The 18,071-nt window shown below is 59.5% G+C and carries 17 protein-coding genes; 9 read left to right on the forward strand and 8 right to left on the reverse strand.

Annotation, left to right across the window (positions count from 1 at the left end; all coding sequences use genetic code 11):
* Window positions 1–30: 30 nt before the first annotated feature.
* The 5 genes from ACZRKZ_RS19175 to ACZRKZ_RS19195 form a co-directional block, all read right to left on the reverse strand.
* Complete coding sequence (locus ACZRKZ_RS19175; RefSeq protein WP_463982447.1) at window positions 31–2,157, reverse strand: GGDEF domain-containing protein; 2,127 nt, start codon at window positions 2,155–2,157, stop codon at window positions 31–33.
* Window positions 2,154–3,032 carry an endonuclease/exonuclease/phosphatase family protein gene (locus tag ACZRKZ_RS19180; protein ID WP_149412751.1) on the reverse strand — a complete coding sequence of 293 codons (879 nt, stop codon included), beginning with the start codon at window positions 3,030–3,032 and terminating at the stop codon, window positions 2,154–2,156. Before ACZRKZ_RS19180 ends, ACZRKZ_RS19175 begins: the two co-directional genes overlap by 4 nt.
* Before the next feature lie 10 nt (window positions 3,033–3,042).
* A complete protein-coding gene (locus ACZRKZ_RS19185; RefSeq protein ID WP_463967452.1) occupies window positions 3,043–3,678 on the reverse strand; it encodes a thiol:disulfide interchange protein DsbA/DsbL in 636 nt (211 codons plus the stop codon).
* Between the two features lie 200 nt (window positions 3,679–3,878).
* Window positions 3,879–4,493, reverse strand: a complete 615-nt coding sequence (locus ACZRKZ_RS19190) for a c-type cytochrome (protein ID WP_463982448.1) — start codon at window positions 4,491–4,493, stop codon at window positions 3,879–3,881.
* 46 nt (window positions 4,494–4,539) lie between these two features.
* A complete protein-coding gene (locus ACZRKZ_RS19195; protein ID WP_133100558.1) occupies window positions 4,540–4,830 on the reverse strand; it encodes a c-type cytochrome in 291 nt (96 codons plus the stop codon).
* Between the two features lie 192 nt (window positions 4,831–5,022).
* Between ACZRKZ_RS19195 and yihA the strand changes: the two genes are divergently transcribed.
* Entirely contained in the window at window positions 5,023–5,667 is a 645-nt protein-coding gene (gene yihA, locus ACZRKZ_RS19200) for a ribosome biogenesis GTP-binding protein YihA/YsxC (protein ID WP_133100559.1), read from the forward strand.
* A 288-nt stretch (window positions 5,668–5,955) separates the two neighbouring features.
* Here yihA and polA read toward each other — a convergent pair whose 3' ends face one another.
* On the reverse strand, window positions 5,956–8,727 hold the full coding sequence (gene polA, locus ACZRKZ_RS19205) for a DNA polymerase I (protein ID WP_463982449.1): 2,772 nt from the start codon (window positions 8,725–8,727) through the stop codon (window positions 5,956–5,958).
* Between the two features lie 74 nt (window positions 8,728–8,801).
* Between polA and ACZRKZ_RS19210 the strand changes: the two genes are divergently transcribed.
* Both ACZRKZ_RS19210 and ACZRKZ_RS19215 read left to right on the forward strand, forming a co-directional pair.
* Complete coding sequence (locus ACZRKZ_RS19210; protein ID WP_133100561.1) at window positions 8,802–9,092, forward strand: DUF2782 domain-containing protein; 291 nt, start codon at window positions 8,802–8,804, stop codon at window positions 9,090–9,092.
* 56 nt (window positions 9,093–9,148) lie between these two features.
* Window positions 9,149–10,099 carry a homoserine kinase gene (locus ACZRKZ_RS19215; protein ID WP_463967456.1) on the forward strand — a complete coding sequence of 317 codons (951 nt, stop codon included), beginning with the start codon at window positions 9,149–9,151 and terminating at the stop codon, window positions 10,097–10,099.
* A 31-nt stretch (window positions 10,100–10,130) separates the two neighbouring features.
* Here ACZRKZ_RS19215 and ACZRKZ_RS19220 read toward each other — a convergent pair whose 3' ends face one another.
* Window positions 10,131–11,060 carry a zinc ABC transporter substrate-binding protein gene (locus ACZRKZ_RS19220; RefSeq protein WP_463967457.1) on the reverse strand — a complete coding sequence of 310 codons (930 nt, stop codon included), beginning with the start codon at window positions 11,058–11,060 and terminating at the stop codon, window positions 10,131–10,133.
* 58 nt (window positions 11,061–11,118) lie between these two features.
* On the opposite strand from ACZRKZ_RS19220, the gene zur reads away from it, so the two are divergent.
* From zur to ACZRKZ_RS19240, 4 genes are read left to right on the forward strand one after another with little or no spacing between them, the layout of a single operon-like run.
* On the forward strand, window positions 11,119–11,601 hold the full coding sequence (zur, locus tag ACZRKZ_RS19225) for a zinc uptake transcriptional repressor Zur (RefSeq protein ID WP_149412759.1): 483 nt from the start codon (window positions 11,119–11,121) through the stop codon (window positions 11,599–11,601).
* Window positions 11,601–12,386, forward strand: coding sequence for a zinc ABC transporter ATP-binding protein ZnuC (gene znuC, locus ACZRKZ_RS19230; protein ID WP_133100565.1), 786 nt, complete (start codon window positions 11,601–11,603; stop codon window positions 12,384–12,386). The genes zur and znuC overlap by 1 nt, the downstream gene beginning before the upstream one ends.
* Window positions 12,379–13,167, forward strand: a complete 789-nt coding sequence (gene znuB, locus ACZRKZ_RS19235; protein ID WP_463967459.1) for a zinc ABC transporter permease subunit ZnuB — start codon at window positions 12,379–12,381, stop codon at window positions 13,165–13,167. Before znuC ends, znuB begins: the two co-directional genes overlap by 8 nt.
* Window positions 13,168–13,204: 37 nt before the next feature.
* Complete coding sequence (locus ACZRKZ_RS19240; protein ID WP_463967460.1) at window positions 13,205–13,924, forward strand: PA5502 family lipoprotein; 720 nt, start codon at window positions 13,205–13,207, stop codon at window positions 13,922–13,924.
* Between the two features lie 52 nt (window positions 13,925–13,976).
* Here ACZRKZ_RS19240 and katE read toward each other — a convergent pair whose 3' ends face one another.
* The gene (gene katE / locus ACZRKZ_RS19245; RefSeq protein WP_463982450.1) at window positions 13,977–16,118 is read right to left on the reverse strand and encodes a catalase HPII; all 2,142 of its coding nucleotides are present in this window, start codon (window positions 16,116–16,118) and stop codon (window positions 13,977–13,979) included.
* Between the two features lie 268 nt (window positions 16,119–16,386).
* Here katE and ACZRKZ_RS19250 point away from each other — a divergent pair, with 268 nt between their 5' ends.
* Together ACZRKZ_RS19250 and ACZRKZ_RS19255 are read left to right on the forward strand one after the other, a co-directional pair.
* Window positions 16,387–17,394, forward strand: coding sequence for a methionine ABC transporter ATP-binding protein (locus ACZRKZ_RS19250; protein WP_463967462.1), 1,008 nt, complete (start codon window positions 16,387–16,389; stop codon window positions 17,392–17,394).
* A complete protein-coding gene (locus ACZRKZ_RS19255) occupies window positions 17,394–18,068 on the forward strand; it encodes a methionine ABC transporter permease (RefSeq protein ID WP_149412765.1) in 675 nt (224 codons plus the stop codon). The genes ACZRKZ_RS19250 and ACZRKZ_RS19255 overlap by 1 nt, the downstream gene beginning before the upstream one ends.
* Window positions 18,069–18,071: the final 3 nt, after the last annotated feature.

Below are 18,071 nucleotides of genomic sequence, written 5' to 3' on the forward strand. Positions count from 1 at the left end.
AGCCAGCTTTTATACAAAATGGAACATTTTTCAGGCCATCTGCACCTGATTGCGCCCTGCGGCCTTGGCCCGGTATAGCGCCTCGTCGGCACGCTTGAGCGCCAAGTCACTGCGCTCTCCAGACTGAAACTGCGCCATGCCGATAGACATCGTGATTGTCACTCGCTCGCCCTTGAAGTGAAACGGGCAGGCTTCGATGGCAGCACGCAGAGTTTCACCCAACGCCAACGCCTCGACCACGGTTGAATCAGGCATCAACAGGACAAACTCCTCACCGCCAAAACGCGCGATAAAGTCAGTTGGCCTCAAGCGCTTGCTCAGCACGTTGGCAATGATTTTCAGCACCTTGTCGCCGGCCAGGTGGCCGTAGCTGTCATTGATGCGTTTGAAGTGATCCAGGTCCAGCATCGCCAGTGACAGACTATTGCCACACTGATGCCAAGCGTTGACTTCATATTCCAGACGTTCGCTCCAGGCAGCGCGGTTGGGCAATCCGGTAAGCGGATCGATCAAGGCTTTCTGGCGCTGCACCTCAAGGTGCTCACGATAACCCAAGGCCTCCTGCTCCATGTTGGCGACTCGTTCTGCCAAACCCTGCAATCGCGCGGCGACTTCGTGCTCGCGCTGGTCACGCTGCTGCTGGTGCTGGTCCATGGTGCCCAGCAACCCTTCAAGGTGGCTTTCCAGCACATGCTTGAGGCTGTCCAGGTCAGCAGCTTCCTGGACGCTGCTTTGCAGGCCATCTACCTGCTCGCGAATTTGCGTATCCAGCTCCCGTGCCGCCGTGCGGCTGTCGGCGTGCCCGTCACTGGCGGCCTGCAGGTTGCCCTGAAACGCTTCAAGACGCTCGTTAAGCTGCTTGAGGTAAGTCTCGAACTCGTGCTGACCGCTGTCGGTGATAGCCAGCATCAATACGGCCAAATCATCGAGGATCGGCAGCAATTCGTACCAATTCAGTCCATGGGCGAGGCGCTCGCGCATGGCTTCGGCCTGGGGGCGGTAACGTTCAGGCAAGGCCAGGTCTTCCAGCAGGCCCAGCAGGGTATCTTCAATGTGCTTGGCCACTGAGCTGTAGGAAGGCTCAGGGGAGTCCGGCAGGGCGTAAATCACCTCTGACTGCGGCCCTTCAGGGTCTATCTCGATCGGTTCTTCAGCCATTACCGGCGGCAAGGACAGGCTACCGATCACCGTCAGTTCCGGCACGCTGGCCTGGGCCTGCAGCGGTGGCGCCATGGCGGCGAGGGCACTCTCCGATGGCAGATCAGTCGCCACATCGACAGGTTGCTGCTGTTCTGAAACGTCGGCGACGTGCACCGGCACATCGATGAGCGGTGCCTGGGACACGGCGGCAATGAGTCGGGGAGTTTGCGGCGCATCGCTGGCGACCTTGACCGTGTCTATCATCGATACACGCGCAGCATCAGGCACCGACTCATCGACCACAGGCGTCGCAACTGCCAGCGGTAGCGGGGCAAAGGCCCGCAACGCCTGTGTCAGTTCAGGTGTTGGCGTTGCAGGTTCAGGCGCCAGGGCCGGCTTGGGCGGGCGGCTTACCTCGGCGGCAGGCTGTGGCTGGGCAGCAGCAGGCCGCGGCAAAGCCACCGTTGCCACCTGTGGCGCCTCTCCTGCGGCCTCTTTCGCGCCAAACAGACGTTGCAACAGTCCAGGGCGATCGGGTTCGCCATCCACCTCCAGGTTATTCAAGGCTTGGCCTTGAAGGCCACTCAGCTCACTGAGCAGCAGCGGAATCTCCCGAGCCTGGCCAACGCGACTGTCCAACTGCTTGGCGAAGCTCTTCAGCGGGCGGCTCACTTCGCGGGGCAAGGGCAACGCCTGCAACTGGGTCACCAACGCCGTCAATGCCGTACCGATCTGATCAACACGGGTTTCGCGGCGCTGCTCGGAATCCAGCACGGCTTTTTCCAGGCGCGGCAACAAAGCAGCCAATGCTGCGTCCATGTCGTCGGTGCGAACGACGTCACGCATCTCCTTCATGCACTGGTCAACCGCCCGATCAGTTCCCTCGGCCGCCAACGTGCTGCGCACCAGGCCACGACGCAACAGGTCGAGACGAGCGGCCCAACGGCGTTCGAGCTTTTCTTGTTGCTCGATGTTTAACAGGTACTTTTCTTTCCAGCGCTGGGCGTCGTCGCTCATGCAAGGGGTCCGCGAGGGCCAGGGCTCAACGCGGGCAATGCATCAGCCGTGAGCGAACCCGGCAGACGAATTTCTACCGCGACCGGCAGGTGATCGGAGATGGGCTGCGCCAATACCTGTACGCTTTCGAGTGTCAGGGTCGGGCTCAGCAGGATGTGATCAAGGCAACGTTGCGGGCGCCAACTGGGGAACGTGGCTTCAACTTGCGGAGCCAGCAACCCAAGGTCGCGCAACGGGGAATTCTGTAGCAGGTCACTGGCATGGGTATTCATGTCACCCATCAGCACCTGATGTTTGTAGTCGCCAATCAGCTCACGGATGTAGGCCAATTGCATGGTCCGGGCTCGAGCCCCTAGCGCCAGGTGCATCATCACCACCACCAGCGCCTCCGGCCCTTCGCCGAAACGCACGAGAATCGCACCGCGCCCCTTGGGGCCTGGCAACGGGTGATCCTCGATCGCCCACGGTTTCAAACGGCTGAGCACACCATTACTGTGCTGGCCGAGTTTTCCGAGGTTGCGATTGAGTTGTTGATACCAGTAGGGAAAGGCGCCCAACTGGGCCAGGTGCTCGACCTGATTGACATAGCCGGAGCGCAGGCTGCCGCCGTCGGCCTCCTGCAGGGCTACCAGGTCGAAGTCACCCAATAGATCGCCAATCTTTTGCAGATTGCCGGCCCGCCCATTGTGGGGCAGCAAGTGCTGCCAGCCCCGGGTCAGGTAATGCCGATATTTCTCGGTACTGATCCCCACCTGGATATTGAAGCTGAGCAGGCGCAGCCGGCTGTCTGCCGGCAGGCCCGTGGATTCCAGATGGTGTTCGTTGACCTGCGGATCATGCAGGCCTACGACGCGTTCGGTACCCCAACGCCGCATGGCGAGCCCCTTACTTGGCTGCGCGCTCTTTGCCGATCAGTTGGTCGGCAATATTCAGGGTCTGCTCCGGACCACCGGAAGTGCCCAGGTCAAAGCGGTATTTGCCGTTGACAATCATGGTTGGAACGCCTTGCACGCCGTACTTTTGCGCAAGCTCCTTGGCTTTGGCGATCTGACCCTTGATGGCAAAGGAGTTAAAGGTCGCAATAAACTTGTCCTTGTCGACACCCTGGGTGGCAACAAAGTTAGCCATATCGTCAACCTTGGTCAGTGGCTTGCGATCTTTCTGGATGGCCTCGAACACTGCGTTGTGGACCTTATGCTCGACACCCATGGCTTCCAGGGTCAGGAACAACTGGCCATGGGCATCCCATGCGCCACCGAACATGGCTGGAATACGTACGAAGTTCACGTCCGATGGCAGCTTTTCGACCCACGGATTGATGATCGGCTCAAACGAGTAGCAATGCGGGCAGCCATACCAGAACAGCTCCACCACTTCGATCTTACCTGGCACGGAAACCGGCACTGGGTTGCTTAACTCAATATAGGTTTTACCCGCTTCAAGCGGCACATCGGCGGCTTGCGCGGTCATGCCGAAGAGGCTGGCAGTGACGAGAGCGGCGCTGAGGATCAGATTACGCATGCTTTACTCCTGGACAAATAAAGTCGCCTCGCGCGACCTTTATTCAGACAGGTCTACACGGGCATGAGTTCGTTAGTGTAACGGTAGCAGCCACAAAAAAGGGCGGCCTAAGCCACCCTTTTTATGCTCGCATCGATAGATTAATCGAGCGTTAACGTTGCAAGAGATGTATAGCCCCGCAACGTTTGGTCATCCCGGCCTTACTTGTGCAGGCCTTGGATGTAGCTCGATACCGCAGCGATGTCTTCGTCGCTCAGCTTACGGGCGATAGTGCGCATGGTTTGAGCATCACCATCGTTGGCACGGCCGCCGTCTTCCTTGCGGAAATCGGTCAACTGCTTGGCAATGTACGTAGCATGCTGCCCACCCAGATGCGGGAAGCCTGCTGCAGCGTTGCCGGAACCGTCCGGCGAATGGCAGCCGGTGCAGGCTGGCAGGCCTTTTGCCAGATCACCACCACGGAACAAGGCCTCACCGCGTTTTACAAGTTTTGGATCGGCCGCACCCACACTGCCTGCCTGACTGGCGTAATAAGCCGCGATATCCGCCAGATCCTGATCACTGAGATTAGTCAGCAAGCCGGTCATTTCCAGGACAGTACGCTTGCCGTCCTTGATGTCGTGCATTTGCTTGGTCAGGTATTTTTCACCCTGGCCTGCGAGCTTCGGAAAATTGGGCGCCGGGCTGTTGCCATCCGGTCCATGGCAAGCACCACATACGGCGGCTTTCGCCTGGCCAGCAGTGGCGTCGCCTGCAGCATGGGCAACACCGGTGATGCCCAAGGTCAACAGCAGACTCACGATCAGTTTGTTCATCAGCTAATCCAACTACGGCTAAGGGTTAAAGAGTTATGGACCGGGTTTACTCGCTCATCCAACGGATGATGGCCTGGTAATCCTCGGTACTGCAGTCCATGCACAAACCACGCGGCGGCATCGCCTTGAAACCCTGGGTCACGTGCTGCACCAGCGTATCCATGCCTTGCGCCAGTCTCGGCGCCCAAGCGGCCTGATCACCCCGTTTGGGGGCGGTCGGCAACTGTCCGGCATGACAGGCTACGCAAGCGCGGTTGTACATGGCTTCCGGATCCTGTGTAGCCTGAGCGCTGTAAAACGGCATCAAGACACCGGCAGCTAGCAGCCATTTCGTCATACGACGACCTTTACAGGGTTTGAGAGCGTTTTGCGTTCTAATGCGCAATATAGGTCTTTCGCTCCCGCGAACTTCATCCTTCGCTGGGACAAAGCACACACAAAATCTGCGGCATTATATACTGGCGCTACTGAAACGGAAACGACACCGCTTGCCGCACCCATTCCCGGCACCGCCCACATCGGAAATCTCATGCAACTCAAGAACCCCATCCTCGGCCTGTGCCAACAGTCCACCTTCATGCTCAGCGCCGCCAAAGTCGACCAATGCCCCGACGACGAAGGCTTTGAAGTCGCCTTCGCGGGCCGTTCCAATGCCGGCAAATCCAGCGCTCTGAACACCTTGACCCATGCCAGCCTGGCTCGCACCTCGAAAACCCCTGGGCGCACACAGCTGCTCAACTTCTTCAAGCTAGACGATGATCGGCGTCTGGTCGACCTGCCGGGCTACGGTTACGCGAAAGTACCTATCCCGCTGAAGCTGCACTGGCAGCGTCACCTGGAAGCCTATCTGGGTGGTCGGGAGAGTTTGAAGGGGCTGATTCTGATGATGGACATCCGTCATCCAATGACCGATTTCGACCTGCTGATGCTCGATTGGGCAGTCGCCAGCGGCATGCCGATGCACATTCTGCTGACCAAGGCCGACAAGCTGACCTATGGCGCAGCAAAAAACACCCTGCTCAAAGTGCAGGCGGACATTCGTAAAGGCTGGGGTGATGCGGTGACGATCCAGCTATTCTCGGCGCCGAAACGCCTGGGCCTGGAAGATGCCTACACCGTGCTGGCAGGCTGGATGGAACTGGCGGACAAGGGTTCGGAAGCTGCTGCCGAGTAAAAGCTACAGGCAAAAAAAACCCCGGACTTCGCATGGGGAGGGGAAGTTCGGGGTCCAAGTTCCGGACCGCTAGGGCGGGATCCAGATATCTGCCAACACTTAACACAACATAGGAGCATTGAAGGGCTTCACCACCCATTCAGTAACTCTGAGTGACTTTTCATCGGTTAAGTTCCGGCGCTCCGGGAAACTATTGGAAATAACCTTCGGCTGTTTCCGATCTAAAAAGCTCAAAAGGGCGCGTTTGCGCGACAGCGCGCCGCAGCAAACGCCCTTCGTGGCGACTGATCAGTGCGCCTCGTCCCAGTTATTGCCCACCCCGACTTCAACCAACAACGGCACATCCAGCTTCGCTGCGCTGCTCATGTGCAAGCGAATTTCCTCGCGAACCTTGTCCACCTGATCCTCGCGAACCTCCAGCACCAGTTCATCGTGCACTTGCAGGATGACTTTGGCGTCCAAGCCAGACTCAGCCAGCCAGTTATCCACCGCCACCATGGCTTTCTTGATGATGTCAGCGGCCGTGCCCTGCATTGGCGCGTTAATCGCCGTGCGCTCGGCGCCTTTGCGCAAGGCCGCGTTTTTCGCGTTGATTTCCGGCAAGTACAGGCGACGACCGAAAATGGTTTCCACATAACCCTGTTCGGCCGCCTGGGCGCGGGTGCGCTCCATGTACGCCAGCACACCAGGGTAACGGGCGAAGTAGCGGTCGATATAAGCCTGCGATTGCTTGCGGTCGACGCCGATCTGCTTGGCCAGGCCAAAGGCGCTCATGCCATAGATAAGCCCGAAGTTGATCGCCTTGGCACTACGACGCTGATCAGTGGTAACAGCGTCCAGCTCCACGCCAAACACTTCCGCCGCTGTCGCCTTGTGCACGTCTAGGTCATTGCGGAAGGCGTGCAGCAGCCCTTCGTCCTTGGCCAGGTGAGCCATGATCCGCAGCTCGATTTGCGAGTAGTCCGCCGCCAGTAGCTTGTAGCCCTTGGGCGCGACGAAGGCTTGACGAATCCGTCGGCCTTCGGCAGTGCGGATGGGAATATTCTGCAAATTCGGATCGCTGGAAGACAAGCGTCCGGTAGCCGCCACCGCTTGATGATAAGAGGTGTGAATTCGCCCGGTGCGCGGGTTGATCTGCTCCGGAAGGCGGTCGGTGTAGGTGCTTTTCAGCTTACTCATGGAGCGGTATTGCATCAGCACTTTGGGCAGCAGGAAATCCTGGTCTGCCAACTCGGCAAGCACCGCTTCAGCGGTGGAAGCCTGGCCCTTGGCGGTCTTGCTGAGAATCGGATAGCCGAGCTTCTCGTACAGAATCGCTCCCAGCTGTTTAGGTGAGCCGAGGTTGAATTCCTCACCGGCGATTTCAAAGGCTTCGCGCTCCAGGGCGACCATTTTCTCGCCCAGCTCGACACTTTGAATACCCAGCAACTTGGCATCCACCAGCGCGCCCTGGCGCTCGATACGCGCCAGCACCGGCACCAACGGCATTTCGATGTCCGACAACACGCTTGCCAGACTCGGGATCGCCGCCAGTTGCGCATGCAGGGTCTGATGCAGGCGCAAGGTCACATCGGCATCTTCGGCAGCGTAGGGGCCGGCCTGCTCCAGGGAAATCTGGTCAAAGGTCAACTGTTTGGCACCCTTGCCAGCAATGTCCTGGAAACTGACAGTGCTGTGGCCCAGGTATTTCAGGGCCAGGCTGTCCATATCGTGGCGGGTCGCGGTGGAGTCGAGAACGTAGGACTCCAACATAGTGTCGTAGGCAATGCCCTGCACCGTGATACCGCAACTCTGATCGCCGCCAATGGCGCAGTTGGCCAGAATATTCATGTCGAACTTGGCGTGCTGGCCGACCTTGAGCTTGGCCGGGTCTTCCAGAATGGGCTTCAAGGCGCGCAGCACGGTGTCGCGATCCAGCTGATCAGGCACGCCCATGTAGGAGTGGGTCAACGGGATGTAGGCCGCTTCATAGGCCTCGACTGCAAAAGACAGGCCTACCAGTTGCGCCTGCTGCGCATCAATACCCGTGGTCTCGGTGTCGAAGGCGAACAACTTGGCGCTGCCGAGCTTCTTCAGCCAGACGTCGAAACGCGCCTGGTCAAGGATGGTTTCGTACTTGATCTCAGTATCGACAACGACTGTGTCAGCTACTGGTGCCGTCACGTCCTGACCGGCACGCTTGGCATCGCGCTGAACATCTTCGTACCAGCTCTTGAATTCCAGCAAGGTGTACAACTCAAGCAGCTTCTCGCGATCCGGCTCGATCAGGTGCAAGTCTTCCAGGCCAACATCCAGCGGCACATCGACCTTGATCGTCGCCAACTGGTAGGACAGGAACGCCATCTCCTTATGCTCTTCAAGCTTGGCGGGCAAGGTCTTGGCACCACGAATCGGCAGTGTCGGGACAATCTCGAGCTGCTCGTAGAGTTCCTTCAAGCCACCGTTGACCCCCACCAGCAAACCGGAAGCCGTCTTGGGGCCAATACCCGGGACGCCTGGAATGTTGTCGGACGAGTCGCCCATCAGCGCCAGATAGTCGATGATCTGCTCGGGAGCGACACCGAATTTCTCCTTCACGCCCTCAACGTCCATGGCACTACCAGTCATGGTATTGACCAAGGTAATGTGCCCGTCGACCAGTTGCGCCATGTCCTTGTCACCGGTGGAGATCACCACTGGCCGGTCGGCGGCCGCGCTACTGCGGGCCAGGGTGCCGATCACATCGTCCGCTTCTACCCCTTCGACACACAGCAGGGGAAAACCCAGGGCGATCACGCTGGCATGCAGCGGCTCGATCTGCACGCGCATGTCATCGGGCATGCTCGGGCGATTGGCCTTGTATTCGGCATACATGTCATCGCGAAATGTCCCGCCCTTGGCGTCAAACACTACCGCGAACGGGCTGTCCGGGTACTGCTTGCGCAGGCTTTTGAGCATGTTCAACACGCCCTTGACCGCACCGGTCGGCAGGCCTTGGGAGGTGGTCAACGGTGGCAGCGCATGGAAGGCGCGGTACAGGTAAGAAGAACCGTCCACCAGGACGAGGGGGGCTTGGCTCATGAGCAGGATCAACCTTTTCGGCGGGTCAGGCGCTAGAATAGCCGGACCAATGACAACAAAGGGACAAGGTTATCATGCGCACACTGAATCGCCTGTTGTTGACCGGCTTGATTACAATCGCTCCGATGGCTGCCATCGCGGCCGACACCGCCCCCTCGGGAGACCCGGACGTTACCATCCGCACCGAAGGCGACAGGGAGATTCGGGAGTACCGCCAAAACGGCTTCCTGTATGCGATCAAGGTCACCGTCAAGGGTGCCCCACCCTATTTTCTGGTGCGCGCGGACGGAACCGATGCGAACTTCATCCGCTCGGACCAGCCGGATATGCTGATCCCGTCATGGAAGATCTTCGAATGGAAATGATTTCTTAACTTTAATCGGCGCTGCGCACTGCGGCGCCCGTACTGGCAGTTTTAACCATGTCTGTGTTCACCCCCCTGGCTCGGCCCGAGCTGGAAACCTTTCTGGCCCCTTACGGGCTCGGCCGCCTGCTTGACTTCCAGGGGATTGCCGCTGGTAGCGAAAACACCAACTTCTTCATCAGCCTGGAAAAGGGCGAGTTTGTCCTGACCCTGGTTGAACGCGGTCCCGTCCAGGAAATGCCGTTTTTCATCGAACTGCTGGACGTGCTCCACAAGGCCGGCCTTCCGGTGCCTTATGCCCTGCGCACCACCGACGGCGTGGCCTTGCGGGAATTGGCCGGCAAACCGGCACTTCTGCAACCGCGCCTGGCAGGCAAGCACATCAAGGACGCCAACGCCCAGCACTGCGCGCAAGTGGGTGAACTGCTGGGTCATCTGCACCAAGCAACCCAGGCCAAGGTGCTGGAGCGCAAGACTGATCGCGGGCTGGACTGGATGCTCGACGAAGGTGCACAGCTGATCTCGCACCTCGATGAGGAACAACGCCGCCTGCTGCAGGACGCACTGGACGAAATCCAGCAGCGCAAGGCGCAGATCCTGGCGCTGCCGCAGGCCAATATCCACGCCGACCTGTTTCGCGACAACGCGATGTTCGAAGGTACGCACCTGACCGGTCTGATCGACTTTTACAACGCCTGCTCGGGGCCGATGCTGTACGACGTGGCAATTGCCCTGAATGACTGGTGCTCGGATGCCGATGGCGTGATTGATGGCCAACGGGCACGGGCGATGCTGGGAGCCTATGCAGGTTTGCGGCCGTTTACCGCCAAGGAAGCCGAGTTGTGGCCAACGATGTTGCGAGTGGCTTGCGTACGCTTCTGGCTATCACGCCTGATCGCTGCCAAGACGTTTGCCGGCCAGGACGTGCTGATTCATGACCCGCGAGAGCTTCAGCAGCACCTGGCGCAACGCCAGCAGGTCAATACACCGCTGCCGTTCGCCCTGTAACAAACCGATTTTGCAGGGGCCAGCCTGGCCCCTACAACGACTCCAGGCACCCCGCCAGAGCATTCCCCAATTTCTCCAGCACCTGCTCATAACCCTGAGCGGTAGCCGGCGTGTACCCACCCAATGCATCCAGCTCTGCCAGCTTCACCGGCAAACCGGCCACCAACGTTTGCGCCAGGCGCGGACGCAATGGTGGCTCGCTGAACACACACGTCTTGCCAACTTCCTGCAAGCGGGTACGCATCGCCGCGACATGCTGTGCGCCGGGCTGCACTTCAGCGGCCACGCTGAACACGCCGGTGTGCTTGAGGCCGTAAGCATCTTCAAAGTAGTCAAACGCTTCATGGAACACGAAGTACGGCTTGCCGGCAACGCCAGACAAGCGCGCCTTCAAACGCACATCCAAGGCATCCAGACGGCCGTCAAAGACTTGCAGGTTGCTCTGATAACGTTCGGCATTGGCCGGATCGGCAGCGCTGAGGTCCGCCGCCATGCGCGTTGCGATCACCCGGGCATTGATCGGTGACAGCCACAAATGGGCATCAAGGCTGCCAGGGCGATGATCGTGATCATGATCGTCGCCATCTTCGGCGTGGGAGTGGCCATCGTCGGCGAAGTGCCGCAGTTTAAGCCCTGGGAGGTCCTGAATGGCCACGGTCGGCAAGCTGCGACCTTTCAGGACTCGCGGCAGAAAGCCTTCCAGGTCGGGACCGATCCAATAAATCAGATCCACCGATTGCACACGCCGTACGTCGGAAGGACGCAGCGCGTAGTTATGAGGCGATGCTCCCGGTGGCAGCAACACCTCTGGGACCGCCACACCGTCCTGCACAGCGGCCGCAATCAGTTGCAGGGGTTTGATACTGGTAAGCACCCGAACCTCGGCCTGAGCGGTGCCAGTAATGAATAAACTGGTGACGAAAACGACAAAAATGGGAAAAAGTCGGGACACGATGACCACTCAAAGGCGTAGGAACAGGTAACATAATAACGTCTCTCACAAATATCTGTCGCCGCTCATGCCCAAAACACCGCTTGCCAGCCGTCCCCATGACCACTCTCACTGCGTCCACAGCGCGCTGTCAGAGGCCGACGCCCTGTGCGCGCGTCAAGGCCTGCGCCTGACCGCCTTGCGGCGCCGGGTGCTGGAACTGGTCTGGCAAAGCCACAAGCCGCTGGGTGCCTACGACATTCTTGGGGTACTCAGCGAACAGGACGGCCGCCGTGCCGCGCCGCCGACAGTCTACCGGGCGCTGGATTTCCTGTTGGAAAACGGCCTGGTGCATCGCATCTCCTCACTGAACGCCTTTGTCGGCTGCAATCACCCGGAACACGCCCACCAGGGCCAGTTCCTGATCTGCCGCGAATGCCACGCCGCCATCGAACTTGAGCAAAAAATCATCAGTGACGCCATCATCAAAAGCGCCAGTGATGTCGGCTTCAACGTCGAAGGGCAAACCGTCGAAGTAGTCGGCATCTGCTCGGGTTGCCAGGGGGCTTGATGAGCACTGCGCTAATCCGCCTGGAGCAGGTCGGGGTCACGTTCGCCGGGCAAAACGTGCTGGACAATATTCACTTGAGCGTCGAGCCAGGCCAGATCGTTACGCTGATCGGCCCCAACGGTGCCGGCAAGACCACCCTGGTGCGCGCCGTACTCGGCTTGCTCAAGCCCGACCGTGGCAGCGTCTGGCGCAAACCGAAGCTGCGTGTGGGCTATATGCCGCAAAAGCTGCATGTCGACCCGACCTTGCCGCTATCGGTATTGCGGTTCCTGCGTTTGGTGCCTGGCGTGGACCGCGCCCGCGTCCAGTCTGCCCTGAAGGAAGTCGGCGCCGAACAAGTGATCGACAGCCCGGTGCAAAGTATCTCCGGCGGTGAAATGCAACGCGTGCTGCTGGCCCGCGCCCTGTTGCGCGAACCCCAATTGCTGGTACTCGATGAACCTGTGCAGGGCGTCGACGTCGCCGGCCAGGCCGAGCTGTACAGCCTGATCACCCGTCTGCGAGACCGCCATGGCTGCGGCGTGCTGATGGTTTCCCACGATTTGCATCTGGTCATGAGCACTACTGACCAAGTGGTGTGCCTCAATCGTCACGTTTGCTGCTCCGGCCACCCGGAACAAGTCAGCGGCGACCCGGCCTTTGTCGAGCTGTTCGGCAAGAACGCCCAGAGCCTCGCCATCTACCACCATCGCCACGATCACGCCCATGACCTGAATGGCGCAGTGGTCGACGAAACCCCGGCACCCCACACCCACGTTCACGGAGATAGCTGCAAGCATGGCTGATTTTCTGCTCTACGCCCTGCTGGCAGGCTTGGCTCTGGCACTGGTGGCGGGCCCCCTGGGCTCGTTTGTGGTCTGGCGACGCATGGCCTATTTTGGCGATACCTTGTCCCACGCCGCTCTGCTGGGCGTGGCCATGGGCTTTTTGCTGGACGTCAGCCCCTCCATCGCCGTGACCGTCGGCTGCCTGCTGCTGGCGGTGCTGCTGGTGACCTTGCAAAAGCGCCAGCCACTGGCGTCCGACACGCTTTTGGGGATTCTTGCACCGAGCACCCTGTCGTTGGGTCTGGTAGTACTAAGCTTCATGCATGAAGTACGGATCGACCTGATGGCCTATCTGTTCGGCGACCTGCTGGCGATCAGCCCTACCGACCTGGCCTGGATCCTCGGCGGCAGCGCCGCGGTGCTTATTTTGCTGGTGACCCTGTGGCGCCCATTGCTGGCGATCACTGTCCATGAAGAGCTGGCCACCGTCGAAGGATTGCCCGTCGCAGCGCTACGCATGACCCTGATGTTGCTGATCGCCGTGGTGATTGCTGTCGCGATGAAGATTGTCGGCGTATTGTTGATCACCTCGCTGCTGATCATTCCCGCGGCAGCTGCCCAACGCCATGCCCGCTCTCCGGAGCAAATGGCGGTCGGCGCCAGCGTGCTGGGGATGATTGCCGTGTGTGGTGGCCTGGCGCTGTCCTGGTTCAAGGACACACCGGCCGGGCCATCGATTGTGGTCACGGCAGCCGCGCTGTTTCTGCTGAGTTTTGTCCTGCCCCGTCGAGGGGTGTAGACTTGCTCGCTTTTTGCGCAATTAGAGAGTCGCAGGAATGAAGCCGTTCACCTCCCGTTATCTGCTCCTTGCCGCATTTTCCCTGCTGCTGGGCGCCTGCCAAAACACACCGCCCGTCGCCCCCCAGGTTCCGGATGCGCGGGCTACGGCCATCGCACAGCTGGAACAAAACCTCGCCAGCAGCGAATTGGCTACCGCCGAAGACCAACTCGCCACGTTGCAGGCCCAATCGCCTAACGATCCGACGCTGGAACCCTATCAGCGTCAATTGGCAGAAGCCTACTTGCAGCGCAGCCAGATCGTCCTGCAAAAAGGTGATGTCAACGCCGCAGCCACGGCCCTGAGCCGCGCCCGGGCGTTAATGCCCAAGGCACCGGCGCTGACCGGTGGCGTCAACAGCGCCATCGCCCACGCCCGTAAAGCGGAGCTGGATAAAGCCGAAGCCGCGCTGAAGGCTGCCGAAGCCAAGCCACCGGCCAAGGTCATCGACCCGGCCGCTGAAAGCACTACCGTGGCACTGAACCTCACCGACATTGAGAAATTGCGCCATCAACTGGATGCGATTGCCACCGATGTGGTGAATTACCAGTGCGATGTCAGCATCCAGGCGCCGCGCACCGAGGATTACCCGTGGCTGGCCACCTTGCTGACCAAACGGGTGAAACGGATTGATTCGGGGTATGACCTGAAGATTCACCGGCAAATTCTGAAAAATATCCCAGCTCAGGTTGTGCTGATTCCGCGCAAGCCGGACTGACGCCAATCACTGTAGGAGCGAGCTTGCTCGCTCCTACAGTTTTAATCGCAGTTTAGGCCGGAATAGCCTTGGCCTTAGGCTCCCGATCCCAAACCCGATGCTGGGCAATCGCCGCAAAAAACGCCTTCAACGCCTTGGCATCCCCGCCGACAATCAACCCCGCATCCGCCTCCAGCCTCAACACATCCAACAATTGCTTCGCCTCGCCGGCCAACGCAATCGCCTTCAAATGCTTGTACGCCTCCAGCAGGTAATGCAGAGCCACGCCATCGCCGCTCAACGCCTGCACCGACTTCGCTCCGCCCGGTACAAACACGGCATCGAACGCCACAGACGGCGAGCCTTCCATCGACGCATCCACCGGCAGGCTCTTGCCATCGGCGGTGGTCACCGGTGCCGACGTCGGCCCCAGTAGCTTGGCGTGCGCACCTTGCGCCATCAGCGCCTTCTTCAACGCATCAATTGCTGCGCCATCTACTCCGTTGGCCGCCAGAATCGCCACTTTGCGGGTCTTGATATCACCCGAAAGCAAGTTGGCCTGGCTCAACGCCGGCGAACGCTCTGGAGCCGTCTTGCGCTCAGGCAGCGTGCCTTTTTTCGGTACTGGCAAGCCGAGGTTCTGCGCAACACGCTTGGCCAGTTCCAGGTCAATATTGGCCAGGATCTCGTTGACCTGACGGGCGCGGATAAACTCGCGCGCAACCTTGCCCAACTCAAAGCTGTAGGCGGCGATGATGTGCTCCTGCTCGGGTTTGCTCATGCTGCGGAAAAACAACCGAGCCTGGGAGAAGTGATCGCTAAACGATTCACTGCGCTCGCGGATCTTGTGGGCATCGACGCGCTCTGGATAGGTTTCAAACCCGCCGTCTTGCGCAGCCGGCGGGGTTTCCTTCGGCCACCCGCCATCAATCGAGTTAGGCTCGTAGGAGGCGCGTCCCTTGTCGATGGTGGTGCGGTGCATGGCATCGCGCTGGCCGTTATGGAACGGCGATACCGGGCGATTGATCGGCAGCTCATGAAAGTTCGGCCCGCCCAGTCGGCTGATCTGCGTGTCGGTATAGGAAAATAGCCGGCCTTGCAGCAGCGGATCGTTGGAGAAGTCGATTCCCGGCACGATATGCCCAGGGCAGAACGCCACTTGCTCGACTTCGGCAAAGAAATTGTCCGGGTTGCGGTTAAGCACCATCTTGCCCAGCGGCGTGATCGGCACCAGCTCTTCAGGAATCAGCTTGGTTGGGTCGAGAATGTCGAAGTCGAACCTGTGCTCGTCTTCCTCGGCGATGATCTGCACGCCCAACTCCCATTCCGGGTAGTCGCCGCCTTCGATGGATTCCCACAGGTCACGACGATGGTAGTCGGCATCTTTACCTGCAAGCTTTTGCGCCTCATCCCACACCAGCGAGCAGGTGCCAACGGTCGGCCGCCAGTGGAATTTTACGAAGCTGGACTTACCTTCAGCGTTGATCAAACGAAAGGTGTGAACGCCAAAACCTTGCATGCTTCGCAGGTTTTTGGGAATCGCCCGGTCAGACATCGCCCAAATCACCATATGGGCCGATTCCGGCTGCAGCGAAACAAAGTCCCAAAAGGTATCGTGTGCCGAACCGCCGGTAGGCATCTCGTTATGCGGCTCAGGCTTTACCGCATGGACGAAGTCGGGAAACTTGATCGCGTCCTGAATAAAAAACACCGGCATATTGTTGCCCACCAGATCGAAGTTGCCTTCGTCGGTAAAGAACTTCACCGCAAAACCGCGCACGTCGCGCACGGTATCACCAGAGCCCCGAGGGCCCTGCACAGTGGAAAAGCGGGTGAAGACCGGGGTTTTATGGCCAGGGTCCCGCAGAAAACCAGCCTTGGTCAGCGCCGAATGGTTTTCATAGGTCTGAAAATAACCATGAGCACCGGTGCCACGGGCATGAACAATGCGCTCCGGGATGCGCTCATGGTCAAAGTGCGTGATTTTTTCACGCATGATGAAGTCTTCCAGCAGCGAAGGGCCTCGGGGCCCGACCTTCAAGCTGTTCTGGTTGTCGGAGACTTTTACGCCTTGATTGGTACGCAGCGCCTGGCCTGTTGCGTCGGAGCGGAATTTTTCCAGGCTGCGCAGCTTCTCATTGGTGTTGCCACGGTCCAGGGTGTCGGTACCCGCCAGTTCGCTCTTGGGCGGGGTCACTGGTTTTTTAGTGCTCATCAGACAAAAACTCCTCGTTTGCGTAGGCCAGAGCAATCCCCGGCTCTTTTTGAGCAAAACCCCAGGCACGGCACCTGGGTATTTCGAGTTGCTTAAGTAGTGACTGACACTGTTTTGGACCGTTCCTTTTTTATGACCTTTGATCGTGTTATTGCCAAATCGCTGGTCGGATGCGAAATAAATGCTAAGAGCCTCTATACGGACAGGCTAAAATGCGCGCCCGGCTAACCGCTGATCCCTTTTTAATGCGCCCCACAAGGTTCGCTACGTGATCGAGTTTCATAACGTCCACAAAACCTACCGGGTCGCCGGTAAGGATATCCCCGCGCTGCACCCCACCAGCCTGCGGGTCGAGAATGGCCAGGTGTTCGGCCTGATTGGCCACTCTGGCGCGGGAAAAAGCACGCTGCTGCGCCTGATCAATCGCCTGGAAGAGCCAAGTGGTGGCCAGATCAAGGTAGATGACGAAGAAGTCACCGCCTTGGATGCCAACGGTTTGCGCCGTTTCCGGCAGCAGGTCGGAATGATCTTCCAGCACTTCAACCTGCTGGCCTCCAAGACTGTCGCCGACAACGTGGCGTTGCCACTGATCCTGGCGGGCGAATTGTCGCGCCGCGAGATCAACCAGCGTGTTGCTGAATTGCTGGAGCGTGTCGGCCTGTCGGACCACGCCAAGAAGTACCCGGCCCAGTTGTCCGGCGGCCAGAAGCAGCGCGTCGGCATCGCCCGCGCCCTGGCCACCAAGCCGAAAATCCTGCTGTGCGATGAGGCCACCAGCGCCCTCGACCCGCAGACCACCGCCTCAGTCCTGCAACTGCTGGCCGAGATCAACCGCGAGTTGAAGCTGACCATCGTGCTGATCACCCATGAAATGGACGTGATCCGTCGGGTTTGCGATCAGGTGGCTGTGATGGACGCCGGCGTCATCGTCGAGCAAGGCACCGTGGCTGACGTATTCCTGCACCCCAAGCACCCGACCACCAAACGCTTCGTGCAAGAGTCCGAACAGATCGACGAAGGTGAGCAGCGTGATGACTTCGCCCACGTTCCTGGCCGCATCGTGCGCCTGACGTTCCAGGGCGAAGCAACCTACGCGCCGCTGCTCGGTACTGTCGCTCGCGAAACGGGCGTGGACTACAGCATCCTCGCCGGCCGTATAGACCACATCAAAGACACTCCCTACGGGCAACTGACCCTGGCCATCACCGGCGGCGACATGGATGCAGCGTTCACCCGCTTCACCGCGGCCGATGTCCACATGGAGATCCTGCGTTAATGGACGATTTACTGCATTACTTCGACCAGGTTGACTGGACGGACATCTGGGTCGCCACCGGCGACACCATGCTCATGCTCAGTACCTCCCTGCTCTTCACCGTGCTGGTAGGCCTGCCGCTGGGCATTTTGCTGTTCCTGTGCAGCCCACGGCAATTGCTGGAGCAGAAAACTACCTACTCGGTACTGGCCTTCGTGGTTAACGCGATACGCTCCCTGCCATTTATCATCCTGTTGATTGTGATGATTCCCACCACCGTCTTCCTTACGGGCACCTCCCTGGGCGTGGCCGGCGCGATTCCACCGCTGGTGGTCGGCGCGTCGACGTTCTTCGCCCGGCTGGTGGAAACCGCCCTGCGCGAAGTGGATCGCGGCATCATTGAGGCGACGCAGGCCATGGGCGCGACTACCCGGCAGATCATCATGAACGCCCTGCTACCCGAGGCGCGTCCCGGCATCATCGCGGCCATCACCGTCACAGCCATCGCGTTGGTGGGTTATACCGCCATGGCGGGCGTGGTGGGTGCCGGCGGCCTGGGCGACCTGGCAATCCGCTATGGTTATCAGCGCTTTCAGGATGACGTAATGGTTGTCACCGTGGTGATGCTGATCGTGCTGGTGCAAATTCTACAAACCATCGGCGACAAGCTGGTGACGCACTTTTCTCGAAAATAACGG

The sequence above is a fragment of the Pseudomonas sp. c313 genome (assembly GCF_055407145.1).

Bases quoted from the DNA above. Each gene is read 5' to 3' on its own strand.
- ACZRKZ_RS19175 (WP_463982447.1), bottom strand. From the start codon at position 2,157: ATGAGCGACGACGCCCAGCGCTGGAAAGAAAAGTACCTGTTAAACATC.
- ACZRKZ_RS19180 (WP_149412751.1), bottom strand. From the start codon at position 3,032: ATGCGGCGTTGGGGTACCGAACGCGTCGTAGGCCTGCATGATCCGCAG.
- ACZRKZ_RS19185 (WP_463967452.1), bottom strand. From the start codon at position 3,678: ATGCGTAATCTGATCCTCAGCGCCGCTCTCGTCACTGCCAGCCTCTTC.
- ACZRKZ_RS19190 (WP_463982448.1), bottom strand. From the start codon at position 4,493: ATGAACAAACTGATCGTGAGTCTGCTGTTGACCTTGGGCATCACCGGT.
- ACZRKZ_RS19195 (WP_133100558.1), bottom strand. From the start codon at position 4,830: ATGACGAAATGGCTGCTAGCTGCCGGTGTCTTGATGCCGTTTTACAGC.
- yihA (WP_133100559.1), top strand. From the start codon at position 5,023: ATGCAACTCAAGAACCCCATCCTCGGCCTGTGCCAACAGTCCACCTTC.
- polA (WP_463982449.1), bottom strand. From the start codon at position 8,727: ATGAGCCAAGCCCCCCTCGTCCTGGTGGACGGTTCTTCTTACCTGTAC.
- ACZRKZ_RS19210 (WP_133100561.1), top strand. From the start codon at position 8,802: ATGCGCACACTGAATCGCCTGTTGTTGACCGGCTTGATTACAATCGCT.
- ACZRKZ_RS19215 (WP_463967456.1), top strand. From the start codon at position 9,149: ATGTCTGTGTTCACCCCCCTGGCTCGGCCCGAGCTGGAAACCTTTCTG.
- zur (WP_149412759.1), top strand. From the start codon at position 11,119: ATGCCCAAAACACCGCTTGCCAGCCGTCCCCATGACCACTCTCACTGC.
- znuC (WP_133100565.1), top strand. From the start codon at position 11,601: ATGAGCACTGCGCTAATCCGCCTGGAGCAGGTCGGGGTCACGTTCGCC.
- znuB (WP_463967459.1), top strand. From the start codon at position 12,379: ATGGCTGATTTTCTGCTCTACGCCCTGCTGGCAGGCTTGGCTCTGGCA.
- ACZRKZ_RS19240 (WP_463967460.1), top strand. From the start codon at position 13,205: ATGAAGCCGTTCACCTCCCGTTATCTGCTCCTTGCCGCATTTTCCCTG.
- katE (WP_463982450.1), bottom strand. From the start codon at position 16,118: ATGAGCACTAAAAAACCAGTGACCCCGCCCAAGAGCGAACTGGCGGGT.
- ACZRKZ_RS19255 (WP_149412765.1), top strand. From the start codon at position 17,394: ATGGACGATTTACTGCATTACTTCGACCAGGTTGACTGGACGGACATC.